This is a genomic window from Streptomyces sp. WAC 01529 (assembly GCF_003945545.1).
Classification (GTDB): Bacteria; Actinomycetota; Actinomycetes; order Streptomycetales; family Streptomycetaceae; genus Streptomyces; species Streptomyces anatolicus.
On the sequence record NZ_CP029617.1, the window covers coordinates 7,214,120 to 7,228,247 of the forward strand.

The following is a 14,128-nucleotide window of genomic DNA, read 5'->3' on the forward strand; positions in this document are numbered from 1 at the left end:
TGGCGTGACGGTATTCACGGTGGCCGGAAGGTGTCAATGGGTCGCGCGGAACGGTCTTGGGCGCCTAGCCTGTGTTCGTCATATCGATCAGCGGCCGAAGTTTCGGACGCACAGGGTGGGAGGCCTCATGGGACGACTCGTTCCCGCGGTGACCAGGTCGCTGGACATACTCGAACTGTTCCTGGAAGGGGACGGGACGCTCTCCGCGCCCGAGGTGACCCGCAAGCTCCAGCTCCCGCGCACCACCGTGCACGAACTGCTCACCACCCTGGCGGCCCGTGCGTACCTCGTCCAGATCCCGGACCAGCCGGGCCGCTACCGCCTGGGCGTACGCACCTACCAGCTCGGCAGCCGCTACGCCGAGCAGCTGGACCTCGCCGCAGAGGGCCAGCAGGTGGCCCGCGAGGTCGCGGAGACCTGCGACGAGACCGTCCACGTCGCCGTCCTGGAGGACACGGACGTCATCTACATCGCCAAGGTGGACTCCACGCACGCCGTGCGCATGGTCTCCGCGGCGGGCCGCCGCCTCCCCGCGCACTGCACCTCCGTCGGCAAGATGCTGCTCGCCTCGCTGCCGCCGGACGAGCTGGAAACCCGCCTGCGCGACAGGGAGTTCACCGCGATGACGCCCGCCAGCATCACCGATCCGGACGAGCTTCTCGCCGCGCTCGCCGCGGTGCGCGAGCGGGGTGTCGCGGTCGAGCACCGCGAGTCCAACCCGGACGTCGGCTGCGTGGCCGCGCCCGTGCGGGACAGCGCGGGGCGGGTCGTCGCGGCGCTCTCCATCTCCGTACCGATGATCCGCTGGAGCGAGGAGCGCGAGCGGGAGCTGGCCGAACTCGCCGCCAAGGGCGCCGGCGACCTCTCGGTCCGCCTCGGCCACCGCGAAGACGTGCGATGAGAGCCGCGTACGTGAGGGGAGCGGCGTACGTAGGGGGAGCCGCGTACGTGAGGAGAGCCGCGTACGAGGTGGCGGTCCGCGAGCAGGCGCTGCTCGGCGAGGGCCCCACCTGGGACGCGGCCGCCGGACACCTCGTCTGGGTCGACATCCTCGCCTCACGCGTCCATACGTACGACCCCGCCGACGGCCGCCGCACGGTCATGGCCACCGAGCAGCACGTCGGCGCGGCGAAGCCCCGCGCGGGCGGCGGCCTGGTCGTCAACCTCCGCGACGGCATCGGCCTGTACGGCCCCGGCGGCTCGGCCTTCTCCTGGCTGGTGCGCGACCCCGTTCCGGGCCGGCGCGGCAACGACGCCGCCGTGGCGCCCGACGGCGCGCTCTGGGCGGGCACCATGCGCTACGACGAGGCGCCGGGCGGCGGCGGCCTCACCCGCGTCGCCCCCGACGGCACCGTCACCGGGCAGTCCGGCCCCCTCGGCGACGTGGCCGTCAGCAACGGCACGGGCTGGAGCCCCGACGGGCGGCTCATGTACTACGCCGACAGCCCGACCCGCCGCGTCGACGTCCTCGACTTCGACGGACGGCACGCGCGCGACCGGCGCCCGTTCGCGGTGATCGAGGACGGCGCGGGCGACCCCGACGGGCTCACCGTCGACGCGGACGGCTGTGTCTGGGTCGCCCTCTGGAACGGCGGAGCCGTCCGCCGCTACACCCCCGACGGACGGCTCGACCTGACCGTGAACCTCCCCGTGCCCCGCCCCACCGCCTGCGCCTTCGGCGGCCCCGGGCTGCGCGACCTCTACATCACCACGGCCCGCGCGGGCCAGGAGCGCCCGCACCCGCTGGCGGGCTCGGTGCTCGTACTGCCGGACGCGGGCCGCGGACTGCCGGGCACGCCCTTCGCGGGCTGAACCGCGCAGGGACGGGCAGAGGCGGACCACCGGGTCAGCGCTTCAGCTCCCGCAGGTACTTCCCGAACTTCTCCAGACCGTCGATGTTGCGCGGCCCGCTGATGCCCTCGTTGTAGTCGAGGACGAAGAAGTTGTTCTTCTTGACCGCGGGCAGCTCCTTGGTGTGCGGGGACTTCTTCAGGAACTCGATCTTCTTCTTCGCGGGCTGGTCGCCGTAGTCGAAGATGATGACGACCTCGGGCTCCGCCTTGGTGACGGCCTCCCAGTTGACCTGCGTCCAGCGCTCGTCGAGCTTGTCGAAGACGTTCCTGCCGCCCGACGTCTTGATGATGTCGTTCGGCGGGACCTGGCTGCCCGCGGTGAAGGGCTGGTCGGTGCCGGAGTCGAAGAGGAAGACGGGCACGGGGTCACCCTTGGGCGCCTTCTCCTTCACCGCCGCCACCCGCTTCTTCAGCTTCCCGACGACCTCATCGGCCTTTTTCTCGACACGGAAGATCTTCCCGAGCCGCTCCAGGTCCCTGTAGAGGGCGTTGAACGGCGTCACCTTCTGCGGGTGGCCCGGGTAGTTGAAGCAGCTCTCGGTGTGCATGAAGCTCTGGATGCCGAGCTTGTCGAGGATCTTCGGGGTGATGCCGCGCTGGTCGCTGAAGCCGGAGTTCCAGCCCGCGACGACGAAGTCGGACTTGGCCTCGACGACGATCTCCTTGTTGAGCAGATCGTCGCTGAGCATCTTCACCTTGGCGTACTCCGACGCCCAGGGCGACTCGCTCACCGGCGGGTTGGCGGGCGGCATCACATACCCGTGGACGTGCTCGGTCAGGCCGAGGCTGAACAGCTTGTCGGCGCTGCCGCCCTCGTACGCCACGGCGCGCTGCGGGACCTTGTACGAGACGGGCTCGCCGCATCTCTTGACGGTGACCTTCTCGGACGCCTTGGCGGCGCCGTCGGAGTCGACCTCGGCGCCGCAGCCGGCGAGCAGCAGCGTGGCCGTGAGCGCGGAGCCCAGGGCGAGGGAACGGGTGTGGGACATGGGGGAGTCGGTGCCTTCCGATGAGGTGCGGGCGGGGATTCAGAGGGGCGGGCGGAGCGGTCAGAGGGACGGGTGGAGCGAATAGAGCAGTTGCGGGTCACCGGTCAGCGGGTGCGGTACGACGGTCGCCTTGACGCCGAACACGTCGGCGACCAGCGCCTCCGTCAGGACGTCCTCCGGGGTTCCGGACGCCACGAGGCGCCCCTGGGACAACACGCCGATCCGGTCGCAGGCGGCGGCCGCCAGATTCAGGTCGTGCAGCACGACGAGGACGGTGAGCCCGGCGCCGCGCAGATGCGAGAGGACCTCGATCTGGTGGCGTACGTCGAGGTGGTTGGTCGGCTCGTCGAGCACCAGGATCTCCGGCTCCTGGACGAGGGCCCGGGCCAGCAGGACGCGCTGGCGCTCCCCGCCCGACAGGGTCAGGACGCCCCGCTTGGCCAGGTGGCGGATGTCGAGCCGTTCCATCGCCCGTGCGCACAGCTCCCGTTCGCGTCCGGTGAGGGCCTGGTTGCCGCGCTGGTGCGGCGCCCGGCCGAGCGCGACGACCTCCTCGACCGTGAAGTCGAGGTCGACCGCGCCGTCCTGGGTCATGGCGGCGACCAGCTGCGCGCTGCGGCGCATCGGCAGACGGGAGAGGTCGTCGCCGCCGACCCGGACGGTGCCGCGGGCGGGGCGCAGCGCGCGGTAGACGCAGCGCAGCGCGGTCGACTTCCCGCTGCCGTTCGGGCCGACGAGGCCGACCACCTCGCCGCCGCCCACGTCGAGCGACAGCTCCTCCACGAGGCTCTTGCCGTCGATGACGACACCGAGCTTCTCGATGCGCAGGTCCATCTCAACGCCCCCCGAAGACATAGCCCTTGCGGCGCATCAGCGCGATGAACACCGGCACGCCGACGAGCGCGGTGATGACACCCAGCGGCAGTTCGCGCGGGGCGACCACCGTCCGGGAGAGCAGATCGACCCAGACCATGAAGACCGCGCCGACGAGCGGGGCGACGGCGAGGACGCGGGCGTGCCCGGCGCCGACCACCATGCGCACCAGGTGCGGCATGACGAGCCCGACGAAGCTGATGGCGCCGCTCACCGCGACCATCACGCCGGTGATCAGCGAGACGACCACGAGCAGGAACCTGCGGTGCCGGTCGGGGCTGTGGCCGAGGCTCGCCGCGGTCTCGTCGCCGAGCGCGAGCACGTCGAGGGCCCGGCCGTGGCGGTGGAGCACAACGAGGCCGAGCAGTACGACGGCCGCGACGACGGGCAGCGCGCCCCAACTGGCCGCGCCGAAGCTGCCCATGGTCCAGTACAGGACCATGCTGGTCGCCTCGCTGTCCGGCGCGAAGTAGATGATCACGCTCATCACGGCCTGGAAGCCCAGCGACATGGCGACGCCCGTCAGGACGAGCCGCAGCGGCGAGAGCACACCCCGGGTCGACGAGGCCGCGTACACGAGGAACGACGCGACGAGCGCCCCGATGAACGCCCCCGTCGACACGGCGTAGACACCGAGCGCGGCGAGGCCGCCGGTGACGGTCACGCCGACCGCGCCCACCGACGCGCCCGAGGAGACGCCGAGGACGAAGGGGTCGGCGAGGGCGTTGCGCACCATCGCCTGGATGGCGACGCCCACCGCGCTCAGCCCGGCCCCCACCAGCGCGGCGAGCAGCACGCGCGGCGTGCGGATCTGCCAGATGATCTGGTACGTCGTCGTCTCGTCGGCGCCGATCCGCCCGCCGGTGAGCGCCGCCCACAGATAGCGGGCGGTTTCGGCGGGCGTCACGAAGGCGGCGCCGAGCCCGATCGCCACGACGATGGAGGCGAGCAGGACGAGGAAGAGCGCGGCGCAGGTCAGGACCAGGGCCCTGGGGGAGGCGAGCCGGTCCCGCACGGTGGCGCGGGCTTGCGGAGGTGCCACCTCCGCGACGGTGGTCACGGTGCCTCGGCCTCCGTTTCGTCGTCGGTTCGGGACGCGCGCGGCACCAGTACGGCCGCGCCGAGCGCCGCGACGACCAGGGCGCCGAAGACGACGGCGACGCCGGGGTAGCCGGCCAGACCGAGGCCCGCCCCGCCGAGCGCAGCGCCGACGAACACGCCGAGGCTCTGGCCGGCGGCGTTCAGGCTCAGCGCCGAACCGCGCAGCGAGGTCCCGCAGCGCCGCACGATGAGGCTGACCACGCACGCGGCGACGATCGCGTGGCTCGCCGCGTGCAGCGCGGTCATGGCCAGGGCGAGCGGCAGCCAGTGCGTGAAGTAGAAGCCGACGACGGAGACGAGGGCGGCGGCCAGGCCGATGGCGAGCATCCGCTCCGTGCCGACGCGCGGCCGGGCGGAGTTGGTGAGCCGGCCGGTGAGCAGATTGCTGACGAAGAACGACGCGCCGCTCAGCGTCCATACGAAGGCGAAGAGCCCGGCGTCGAGGTCGAACCGCTCCTCGTAGAACGCCGCGAGATACGACAGGTACCCCATGAACACGGCGGTGCGCAGGAACCCGATCAGGAGCAGCGGCACCACGCCGCGCACCGCGGCCAGCGCCTTGAACGAGGCGAGATAGCCGAGGCGTTGCCCGGCGGGAGCCTCACTCGCCGACGCCTGCTTCTCGCGCCGGGCCACGAAGACCACGGCGAGCAGCAGCGACACCACCGTCACGCCGTACAGGTCGCCCTGCCAGCCCCAGAACAGCGCGGGCAGCGCGATGACGGGCGCCGCGAGCATGGCGGTCATCGACTGGGTGGCCGTGACCAGGGTCGCCGCGCGTCCGGCTGCCTTGCCGGTGCCGAAGCGGTCGGCGGCCGCGGCGGTCAGCGCCGGGTTCAGCACGGACGTACTCGCGCCGACGAGCAGGCAGAACACGGCGAGCAGGACGAAGTCGCCGCTGGCGCCGAGCGCCGCCGAGAGGCCGAGCGCGACGAGGGCGCCCGCCGCCGCCCACTCCTTGGGCACCCGGTCGATGAGCGGGGCGAGCGCGGTGCCCACCAGGAGGGCGGCGAGACCGCCGAGGCCGCGCAGGCCGCCCATCGCGGCGACGCCGCTGCCCGCCTCGTCGGCGATCGGCACGAGGTAGGTGCTGAAGACGGTGAAGGGGAGCAGGCCGACCGCGGAGGCGAGCAGGACCGGCCACAGGGTGCGGGCCATGCGCAGATCGCCCGGTATCGGCTCCTCCGCGCTGTCTTTGGTGTCCTTGGTGGTGTCGACGCTCACGTGGCCGCTCCGTTCGGGGCGAGGGCGGCGCGGTAGCGGTACATCGGTGTGGCGTCGGCGCTGAACTGGGAGAACGTGAAGGGCTCCGCGTTCAGCCCGGTGACGCCCGCGCCGAGGAAGGCACGGGCGACGGCGCTGCCGCTCTGGGCGTAGACGGTCAGCGGCACCCGGTGCTCCACGCAGTGCTGCAGGATCAGGTCGAAGGTGCCGTTGCTGAGCGTCATGCCGGTGGCGACGACCGCGTCGGCCTGGGCGAGGACTTCGGTCATGTCGTCGGTGACGGGGTCGCCCCAGGCGGTCGTGCGCAGGTTGAGGTCGCAGGGCAGGCAGACGCCGCCCCGCTCCTTTATCGCCGCGACCAGCGGATTGACCACGCCGATGAGGGCGACCTTGGCGCCGGGGGTGATGTCGAGCAGCCCCGCCACGGCGGCGTCACGGGCCTGGGCGCGGACCTCCGGGGTGCCGGTGGGCAGCATCACGCGCTCGGCGTCGTCGGCGTCGCGGTGCGGGCGCACCCGCGCCAGATAGGCGTCGAGGGCGGCGGTGCGCACCGGCGTCGACTCGTCGCGCAAGAGCTTGTCCAGGGAGTGGCCGGAGGCGTTCTCGCAGAACTGCGGGGCGAGTTCGCCCGCCTCGAAGGAGCAGGCGCCGAAGGAGTCGCCGACGCGGAGCAGCAAGTAGTGGTTGTGGTAGGTGACGTCGCCGCCGGCCAGCCGGGTGGTGTTGTAGAGCCAGAACGCGCTGGTGACGGTCAGTTCGGCGGGGTCGGGGCCGTGGGCGCCCGCCAGGACGGCCTCGGTCAGCTCCGCGACGGTGTGGGGTGTGGGGTGTGACATGTGGGTTCTCTCTGGGATCGCGGGGGTGGTTCAGGAGGTGACGGGGGGCCAGGCCGTGGTGGACCAGGGGTGCTTCAGCTCGTCCAGCGAGGTGATCTCGTGCGGCTTCAACGTGTCGATGTCCAGGGCCTGTCGGTGCCGGGCGTAGGCGCTCTCGACGTAGCGGTGGCCGGTGTCGGCGGCGATGAACACGTACGTACGCGTGTCGTCCCGCCGCCGCTCCCACAGCGCGCTCAGGTACGAGGCGCCCGCCGAGAGCCCGGCGAAGATCCCGCTGGTGCGCAGCAGGCCGACCGCTCCGGAGACGGCGCTGTCGAAGTTGACCCAGTGCACGCGGTCGTACAGCTCGTGCCGGACGTTCTGGAACACGATGGCGCTGCCGATCCCGGCGATGATCATGTCCGGGTCCGCGACGTGCTCGGAGCCGAAGGTGACGCTGCCGAAGGGCTGGACGCCGACGAGTGCGACGTCCCGCCCGGCCTCGCGCAGATACGTGCCGACGGCGCCGGTCGACGCGCCCGACCCCACGCCGCCGACCAGCGCGAGCGGACCCGCCGGAATGGCCTCGTCGATCTGCTCGGCCACCTCGCGGTAGCCGTGGTAGTGGATCGCGTCGTGGTACTGCCGCATCCAGTGGTACGAGGGGTTGGCGGCCAGGATCTCGGCGATGCGGCGCACCCTCAACTCCTGGTCGAGGCGGAGGTTCTTGGAGGGCGCGACCTGCTCCAGGGTGGCGCCGAGTATCTCCAGCTGGACCCGTGTCGAGCGGTCGACGGTCGTGGAGCCGACGATGTGGCACTTCATGCCGTAGCGGTGGCAGGCGAGGGCGAGGGCCTGGGCGTAGATGCCGCTGGAGCTGTCGATGAGGGTGTCGCCGGGCTTGACCGCTCCTGTTTCGAGGAGGTGGCGGACGGCTCCGAGGGCCGAGTAGATCTTCATGGTCTCGAAGCGGAGGCAGGCCAGATCCGGTTCGAGGGATATGAGATCGGGTTTCTTCACCGCTTCGGCGATATGTGCGTGCATGACGAGGACCCCCCGTAGGGACGTGAGAGCAGGAGAGGCCGGGGGGCGAGCGGTCCCCGGGACGCCGAGAGCATCACACTAGATGAAAATGATTGTCAAGACCGAGTAAGCTCGGCACACTGGTTCCGGCGGGGTGCCGAGACGTGTGTGCCCCGCTGTGTCGAGAGGAGTCGCGTGAAGCTGTCCCAGGAGGCCGGAGCGAGGACCGGGGTGGGCACCGCCTTCGGTACCTTCGGTGAGCTGCTTCAGGGGGTGCTGCCGGACGAGGGCGGGGACTTCCTCGTGACGCTGCCGGTCGCCCGCTGGACCATGGCCACCTTCCGGCAGGGGTCCGACTCGGGGGGCCTTGAGGTCTGGCCACCGCACAAGAAGAAGGCGCTCCAACTTGCCCGGATGATCGTGGACTTGGCGCCGCGTGGGACGCGGTCGGCGGGCGGTGGGGTGCTCACCGTCAGCAGTGTGATCCCGGAGGGCAAGGGGCTCGCCAGCTCCTCGGCCGACCTGGTCGCCACCGCGCGGGCGGTCGGCCGGGCCCTCGGCATCGCCATGCCGCCCGCCCGGATCGAACGGCTCCTGGCCCGCATCGAGCCCACCGACGGCGTCCTCTACCCCGCGATCGTCGCCTTCCACCACCGCAGCGTGCGGCTCCGCGCGGTCCTCGGGTCGCTGCCCGCGATGGCGGTGGTCGGCGTCGACGAGGGCGGCTCCGTCGACACGGTGGACTTCAACCGCATCCCGAAGCCGTTCACCGCCGCGGACCGGCGTGTCTACGCCGAGCTGCTCGCCCGCCTCTCCGACGCGGTGCGCGCCCGGGACCTCGCGGAGGTGGGCCGCGTCGCGACCCGCAGCGCCCTGATGAACCAACGCCTGCGCCACAAGCGCCTGTTGGAGCCGGTGCGGGCCATCTGCCGGGAGGTCGGCGGCCTCGGCGTCGCCGTGGGCCACAGCGGTACGACCCTGGGGATCCTCCTCGACGCCACCGACCCCGCGTACACGCGCCGCGTGACGGCGGCGGCCCAGGCGTGCGGCGAGCTGGCGGGCGGCGTCTCGGTCTACCGGACGCTGAGCTTCCCCCACATGTCGTACGGCACGCCGGCCGGCCCCCCGCCGGGGCCCTCCTCGGAGGTGCCCGCCGTGCCCGGGGCCGTGACGGCGGGCGAGGGGGTGTCATGAGGGGCGGGGCGAGCGGTGCCCGGCCAGGAGGTGCCGTGATGGGTGGCGTACGGCGGACTCCGCAGCGTACCGCCGTGCTCGAAACCCTGGGCCGGTGCCGGGAGTTCGTCTCCGCGCAGGAGTTGCACGCCCTGCTCGCCGGGGGCGGCAGTGCCGTCGGGCTGACCACCGTCTACCGCGCGCTGCGGGCGCTCGACCGCGCCGGTCTCGTCGACGTCGTACGGGACGAGACCGGCGAGCGGCTCTATCTGCGGCGGCCCACCGACGAGCACCGGCACTACCTCATCTGCCGCCGCTGCGGCCGCAGCCAGCCGGTCGACGCGCGGGACGTCGAGGCCTGGGCGGAACGCCTCGGCGAGACGACCGGCTTCGCCGAGCTGGAGCACACCCTGGAACTCAGCGGAGTCTGCCGGCCGTGCCGCCGCCCTACTGCCGCCACGCCGAACGGCGCAGCAGACGCAGGCCGTTGAGCCCCACCAGGATCGTCGACCCCTCGTGGCCCGCGACACCGAGGGGCAGCGGCAGATGCCCCGCCAGGTCCCAGACCACCAGGGCGCCGATGCACACCGAGGCGATGACCAAGTTCTGCTTGACCACGCGCCGGGCCCGCCGGGAGAGCGCCACGACCGCGGGTACGGTGGCGAGTTCGTCCCTGACCACCACCGCGTCGGCCGTCTCCAGCGTCAGATCGGAACCGGACCTGCCCATGGCGATGCCGCTGTGCGCGGCGGCGAGCGCGGGCGCGTCGTTCACGCCGTCGCCGACGACCAGGACCCGCTCTCCCCGCGCCTCCCACTCCCGTACGGCCGCCACCTTGTCCTGCGGGAGGAGCCCCGCCCGCACGTCCTCGATCCCCGTCTCCTCCGCGAGCCGCGCGGCGGCCTGCGGGGTGTCGCCGGTCAGCAACACTGGGGTGGAACCGGTGAGTTGACGTAGTTCCGCGACGGCCTCGGCGGCTCCGGGGCGCGGCAGGTCGGTCAGGCGCAGCAGGGCCGAGGGGGTGCCGTCCACCACGACGACGACGGTGGTCAGGGCGTCGTCGTCCGCCACTGCCTCGTGTGACTCGGCGTCCCCGAGGAGCCTGGCCGGGCTGCCCACCTGGACCACGCGGGCCCCGACGACCGCGCGGACCCCGCGCCCGGGAGCGGCGGCGAAGTCCCGCGCGCTCTCCAGCGCCAGCCCGCGCCCGCGGGCGGCGGCGACCACGGCACGGGCGAGCGGATGCTCGCTGGGGTGCTCGGCCGCCGCGGCGAGGGCCAGCACCTCGTCCTCGGTGAGGTCCGTGCCCGGCAGCGTACGGATCTCCGTGACGCGGGGCGCACCCTCGGTGAGCGTGCCCGTCTTGTCGAGGGCGACCTTGGTCACCGCACCGAGCCGCTCCATCACGACCGCCGACTTGACGAGCACGCCGTGCCGCCCGGCGTTGGCGATCGCCGAGAGGAGCGGCGGCATGGTGGCGAGCACCACCGCGCAGGGCGAGGCCACGATCATGAACGTCATCGCCCGCAGCAGCGTCTCGGTGAACGCGGCGCCGAACGCGAGAGGCACCCCGAAGAGCGCGAGGGTGGCCACCACCACGCCCACCGAGTACCGCTGCTCGACCTTCTCGATGAACAGCTGCGTGGGCGCCTTGGTCTCGCTCGCCTCCTCGACCATCGCCACGATGCGGGCGATGACGGAGTCCGAGGGGTCACGGCCGACGCGCACGCGCAGCGCGCCCGTGCCGTTGAGCGTGCCCGCGAACACCTCGTCGCCCGTTTCCTTGGCCACCGGCAGCGGCTCACCGGTGATGGTGGCCTGGTCGACCTCGCTGCCGCCGTCGAGCACGGTGCCGTCGGCGGGCAGCCGCTCACCGGGCCGTACGAGGACGGTGTCGCCGATCCGCAGTGCCTCCGCCGCCACCCGCTCCTCACCGCCCTTCTCGGTGAGCCGCAGCGCCATCGCGGGGGCGAGGTCCAGCAGGCCGCGCACGGAGTCCGCCGTGCGCCGGGTCGCGAGCGCCTCCAGCGCGCCGGAGACCGCGAAGATCACGATGAGCAGGCCGCCGTCGAGGAACTGCCCGATCGCCGCGGCGCCGAGCGCCGCGACCACCATCAGCAGATCGACGTCCAGGCTCCGCTCCCGCAGCGCCTGGATCCCCGCGACGGCGGGCTCCCAGCCGCCCGCCGCGTAGCACAGGGCGTAGAGCGGGCCCCACGCCCAGGCGGGGGCCCCGGCGAGGTCGAGCGGGAAGGCGAGCAGGAACGCGGCCGTGGCCAGCGCGGCCCAGCGCACCTCGGGCAGGGCGAGGAGCCGGGTGCGGCGCGCCGGTGCGGGCGCGGCCGGGGTGGAGGCGGAGGCCGGGGTCGGCCGGTCGCCCACCAGAGCGGAAGACATCGGAGCACACCTCGTGGTCGGAGGATCCCAGGGGTCGGAGGAGCCACCATAACGGAACACATGAAGAGGTCTTCAAGTGTACGACGAGTAGGATTGCCGCATGGGACACGGAGTCGACAGCAAAATCACCCCTGCGACGCACCTCGACGCGGACTCCGCCGCCACGATCGCCGCCACCCTCCAGGCGCTGGCCACCCCGTCCCGGCTGATGATCCTCACCAAGCTGCGCCAGGGCCCGTGCGGTGTCGGCGCGCTCGCCGAGGCGGTCGGCATGGAACAGTCCGCGGTCTCCCACCAGTTGCGCCTGCTGCGCGCCCTCGGCCTGGTCACCGGCTCGCGGCAGGGCCGCCGCATCGTCTACAGCCTCTACGACAACCACGTCGCCCAACTCCTGGACGAGGCCGTCTACCACATCGAGCATCTGCGCCTCGGCGCGCGCGACCTGCCCGCGCGGGACGTCCTCGACTGAGCGGCGCCGCGAGGGCAGGGTGGTGCGGCGGGGGCCGAGGGATCGTCAGCGGTGTACGCCGACCCCGGAAAGTCCCGGCGCGAACCGGGGCCGCAGCACCAGATCCTCGTCGTACGCCCCGCCGTTCTCGTGGCGGAACGGCAGCGGCGGCGTGGCCTCCAGTGTGCGCAGACGCTCGCGCAGGGCCTCCGTGCTCCGGGCGTGCCCGGCTTCCGTGAGCCGGTCCGCGCCGTACACCGCGAACGGCGGGAGCGCGGCGATCCCGGTGTACCAGAAGGTGCCGTGCAGCAAGGGGAACAGCACCTCGTCCAGCTGCCCGTGGATGCCCCGTGGGCCGAAGCCGGACTCCCGGGCGCCGACCGAGGTGACGATCAGCGCGCGCTTCCCGGCGAGGCCGCCTTCGCCGTACCGCAGGGTGCGGCCGTCGGGCCCCTTGATGCCGAATCCGAAGCCCTGCACCAGTACGCGGTCGAACCAGCCCTTGAGGATCGCGGGCGGCCCGAACCACCACAGCGGGAACTGGAAGACGAGCGTGTCCGCCCAAGTGATCTTCTCCTGCTCGCCGCGGATGTCCGCGCTCAACTCGCCTTCGTCATAGGCGCGTTCTTGTGCGGCACCGACGAAGAGGCGTTCGTCGGGCGAGGCGCCGAAGTCGTCGGCGTCCACCACGGCCTTCCAGTTCATGGCGTACAGATCGGAGACGCGGTGCTCGTGTCCGAGCGCCTCCAGCGTGCGAAGCCCCTCGGCCATCAGGGAACCGGCCAGGGAGCGCTGTTCGGGGTGGGCGAAGATCCAGAGAACGTTCATGCCCCGATCCTGCGGGGCCCGTCCCGGCGGTCGCGAGTGGCCAGATGGACGCGGCCCGAAAGGATCTGGCCACGCGGAGAGGCGGCCCGCGCCGCCCTCCTCGACCCCGGCCGGACGGCGACGCTCCGGCCGCGTACCCCGCTGCTGCACCAGGACGAAGCCTGCTGCCTCTCAGGGCCGCAAACGGACCGGCAGGGACCGGTGGCCGTTGCTTATCAGTGACGGGAGTGGCCGCAACTCCGCCACCGGCGCCGCGAGTTCGATCTCCGGGAACCTCTCGAAGAGGGCCCGCAGAGCGGTGGTCACCTCCAGGCGGGCGAGCGGGGCGCCCAGGCAGAAGTGCACGCCGTGGCCGAAGGCCAGGTGTTCCTTGGAGAGGCGGGTGGCGTCGAAGCGGTCGGCCGTCGGGCCGTGCCAGTCGGGGTGGCGGTTGGCGGCGCCGTAGGAGGCGAGGATCGCCTCGCCCTTGGCGATCCTCCGGCCGTCCGGCAGGGGAATGTCCGTGATCGCGAAGCGCAGCGGCAGGTGCTTGACGGCGGGCTCGTGCCGCAGGGTCTCCTCGACGACGTCGTTCCAGTCGGCGCGCCCGGCCCGCAGGTGGGCGAGGTGCTGGGCGTCCGTCAGCAGGGCCGTCACGGCCTGGTCGATGACGTTGACCGTGGTCTCGTACCCGGCGCTGATCATCAACAGCAGCGTGTCGCGCAGCTCGGCATCCGTGAAGCCGCTGCCGTCGCCCTCCTCGTCGCGCGCGGCGATGAGCAGGGAGGTCATGTCGTCGCCCGGCTCCGGTTCGGCGCGTTTGGCCGCGATGAGCCGGTCGAGGGCCTCGTACAGGGAAGCGGCGTTCGCGGCCGCCTGCTCGGCGGTGAGAGTGGTGGAGAAGACGTTGTCGACCAGGCTGCGGAAGCTCTCGCGGCGGCTGTCGGGGACGCCCATGAGGCGGCCGATCACCGCGATCGGCAGCGGGTAGGCCAGGTGCTCGCGCAGATCCACGCTCTCCCCGGCCGGGCGGGACGCGAGAGCGTCGAGGAGCGAGTCGACGATTCCCTCCACGGCGGGGCGCATGGCCTGGACACGCCGGGAGCTGAAGGCCGGGGCGACCATGCGGCGCAGCCGTCGGTGGTCGTCGCCGTAGGCGGTGAACATGTTGTTCACGGCCACCCACAGGGCGAGCGGCCAGGTCGGTACGGTCTCGGCGAAGTCCGGCCAGTGGGCGCGCGCGTCCTTGGAGACCTGCGGACTGTTCAGGAGCTGCTTGAGCAGCTGCGGGTCGCTGATCGACCAGGCGGTCACACCGAGAACGTCCACACGCGAGGCCGGCCCCCGGGCGCGCAGCGCCTCGTGCTCGGCGTGGTGGTCGGAACTGGCGGGATCCAGGACGAGTATGGACTGTTCGGGCACGGG

At 72.4% G+C, this 14,128-nt stretch carries 14 protein-coding genes; 5 read left to right on the top strand and 9 right to left on the bottom strand.

Annotated features, from left to right (window positions below):
• Positions 1-127: 127 nt before the first annotated feature.
• Both DMA15_RS32030 and DMA15_RS32035 read left to right on the top strand, forming a co-directional pair.
• Positions 128-901: an IclR family transcriptional regulator gene (locus DMA15_RS32030; RefSeq protein WP_125516178.1), complete on the top strand. Its 774-nt coding sequence runs from the start codon at positions 128-130 to the stop codon at positions 899-901.
• Positions 902-948: 47 nt separating this feature from the next.
• Positions 949-1,812: an SMP-30/gluconolactonase/LRE family protein gene (locus tag DMA15_RS32035; RefSeq protein ID WP_240660057.1), complete on the top strand. Its 864-nt coding sequence runs from the start codon at positions 949-951 to the stop codon at positions 1,810-1,812.
• Positions 1,813-1,846: 34 nt separating this feature from the next.
• Here DMA15_RS32035 and DMA15_RS32040 read toward each other — a convergent pair whose 3' ends face one another.
• Genes DMA15_RS32040 through DMA15_RS32065 form a run of 6 tightly spaced genes read right to left on the bottom strand, consistent with a single transcriptional unit; the run spans position 1,847 to position 7,899 of the window.
• On the bottom strand, positions 1,847-2,842 hold the full coding sequence (locus tag DMA15_RS32040; protein ID WP_125516180.1) for an ABC transporter substrate-binding protein: 996 nt from the start codon (positions 2,840-2,842) through the stop codon (positions 1,847-1,849).
• A 60-nt stretch (positions 2,843-2,902) separates the two neighbouring features.
• Positions 2,903-3,676, bottom strand: a complete 774-nt coding sequence (locus DMA15_RS32045) for an ABC transporter ATP-binding protein (protein WP_125516181.1) — start codon at positions 3,674-3,676, stop codon at positions 2,903-2,905.
• A gap of 1 nt (position 3,677) precedes the next feature.
• Complete coding sequence (locus DMA15_RS32050) at positions 3,678-4,775, bottom strand: iron ABC transporter permease (RefSeq protein ID WP_206302884.1); 1,098 nt, start codon at positions 4,773-4,775, stop codon at positions 3,678-3,680.
• Positions 4,772-6,040 carry an MFS transporter gene (locus DMA15_RS32055; protein ID WP_240660058.1) on the bottom strand — a complete coding sequence of 423 codons (1,269 nt, stop codon included), beginning with the start codon at positions 6,038-6,040 and terminating at the stop codon, positions 4,772-4,774. Before DMA15_RS32055 ends, DMA15_RS32050 begins: the two co-directional genes overlap by 4 nt.
• A complete protein-coding gene (locus tag DMA15_RS32060; RefSeq protein ID WP_125516182.1) occupies positions 6,037-6,876 on the bottom strand; it encodes a DUF364 domain-containing protein in 840 nt (279 codons plus the stop codon). Before DMA15_RS32060 ends, DMA15_RS32055 begins: the two co-directional genes overlap by 4 nt.
• A gap of 30 nt (positions 6,877-6,906) precedes the next feature.
• Positions 6,907-7,899 (bottom strand): pyridoxal-phosphate dependent enzyme, encoded by a 993-nt coding sequence (locus DMA15_RS32065; protein ID WP_125516183.1) that lies wholly within the window; start codon positions 7,897-7,899, stop codon positions 6,907-6,909.
• Between the two features lie 174 nt (positions 7,900-8,073).
• Here DMA15_RS32065 and DMA15_RS32070 point away from each other — a divergent pair, with 174 nt between their 5' ends.
• Positions 8,074-9,072 carry a kinase gene (locus DMA15_RS32070; RefSeq protein ID WP_240660059.1) on the top strand — a complete coding sequence of 333 codons (999 nt, stop codon included), beginning with the start codon at positions 8,074-8,076 and terminating at the stop codon, positions 9,070-9,072.
• A gap of 38 nt (positions 9,073-9,110) precedes the next feature.
• Positions 9,111-9,542 (top strand): transcriptional repressor, encoded by a 432-nt coding sequence (locus DMA15_RS32075; protein WP_125516184.1) that lies wholly within the window; start codon positions 9,111-9,113, stop codon positions 9,540-9,542.
• Here the strand turns inward: DMA15_RS32075 and DMA15_RS32080 are convergent.
• Positions 9,499-11,448, bottom strand: coding sequence for a heavy metal translocating P-type ATPase (locus tag DMA15_RS32080; RefSeq protein ID WP_125516185.1), 1,950 nt, complete (start codon positions 11,446-11,448; stop codon positions 9,499-9,501). The genes DMA15_RS32075 and DMA15_RS32080 overlap by 44 nt on opposite strands.
• A 100-nt stretch (positions 11,449-11,548) precedes the next feature.
• On the opposite strand from DMA15_RS32080, the gene DMA15_RS32085 reads away from it, so the two are divergent.
• Complete coding sequence (locus tag DMA15_RS32085; protein WP_125516186.1) at positions 11,549-11,917, top strand: metalloregulator ArsR/SmtB family transcription factor; 369 nt, start codon at positions 11,549-11,551, stop codon at positions 11,915-11,917.
• A 45-nt stretch (positions 11,918-11,962) separates the two neighbouring features.
• Here DMA15_RS32085 and DMA15_RS32090 read toward each other — a convergent pair whose 3' ends face one another.
• A complete protein-coding gene (locus tag DMA15_RS32090) occupies positions 11,963-12,724 on the bottom strand; it encodes an NAD(P)H-dependent oxidoreductase (RefSeq protein WP_125516187.1) in 762 nt (253 codons plus the stop codon).
• Positions 12,725-12,895: 171 nt separating this feature from the next.
• The gene (locus tag DMA15_RS32095; protein WP_125516188.1) at positions 12,896-14,125 is read right to left on the bottom strand and encodes a cytochrome P450; all 1,230 of its coding nucleotides are present in this window, start codon (positions 14,123-14,125) and stop codon (positions 12,896-12,898) included.
• Positions 14,126-14,128 lie beyond the last annotated feature (3 nt).

What these genes read in the sequence shown, in the direction of transcription:
- DMA15_RS32080 (WP_125516185.1), bottom strand. Translation starts at nt 11,448, where the DNA reads ATGTCTTCCGCTCTGGTGGGCGACCGGCCGACCCCGGCCTCCGCCTCC.
- DMA15_RS32065 (WP_125516183.1), bottom strand. Translation starts at nt 7,899, where the DNA reads ATGCACGCACATATCGCCGAAGCGGTGAAGAAACCCGATCTCATATCC.
- DMA15_RS32040 (WP_125516180.1), bottom strand. Translation starts at nt 2,842, where the DNA reads ATGTCCCACACCCGTTCCCTCGCCCTGGGCTCCGCGCTCACGGCCACG.
- DMA15_RS32045 (WP_125516181.1), bottom strand. Translation starts at nt 3,676, where the DNA reads ATGGACCTGCGCATCGAGAAGCTCGGTGTCGTCATCGACGGCAAGAGC.
- DMA15_RS32090 (WP_125516187.1), bottom strand. Translation starts at nt 12,724, where the DNA reads ATGAACGTTCTCTGGATCTTCGCCCACCCCGAACAGCGCTCCCTGGCC.
- DMA15_RS32075 (WP_125516184.1), top strand. Translation starts at nt 9,111, where the DNA reads ATGGGTGGCGTACGGCGGACTCCGCAGCGTACCGCCGTGCTCGAAACC.
- DMA15_RS32085 (WP_125516186.1), top strand. Translation starts at nt 11,549, where the DNA reads ATGGGACACGGAGTCGACAGCAAAATCACCCCTGCGACGCACCTCGAC.
- DMA15_RS32060 (WP_125516182.1), bottom strand. Translation starts at nt 6,876, where the DNA reads ATGTCACACCCCACACCCCACACCGTCGCGGAGCTGACCGAGGCCGTC.
- DMA15_RS32030 (WP_125516178.1), top strand. Translation starts at nt 128, where the DNA reads ATGGGACGACTCGTTCCCGCGGTGACCAGGTCGCTGGACATACTCGAA.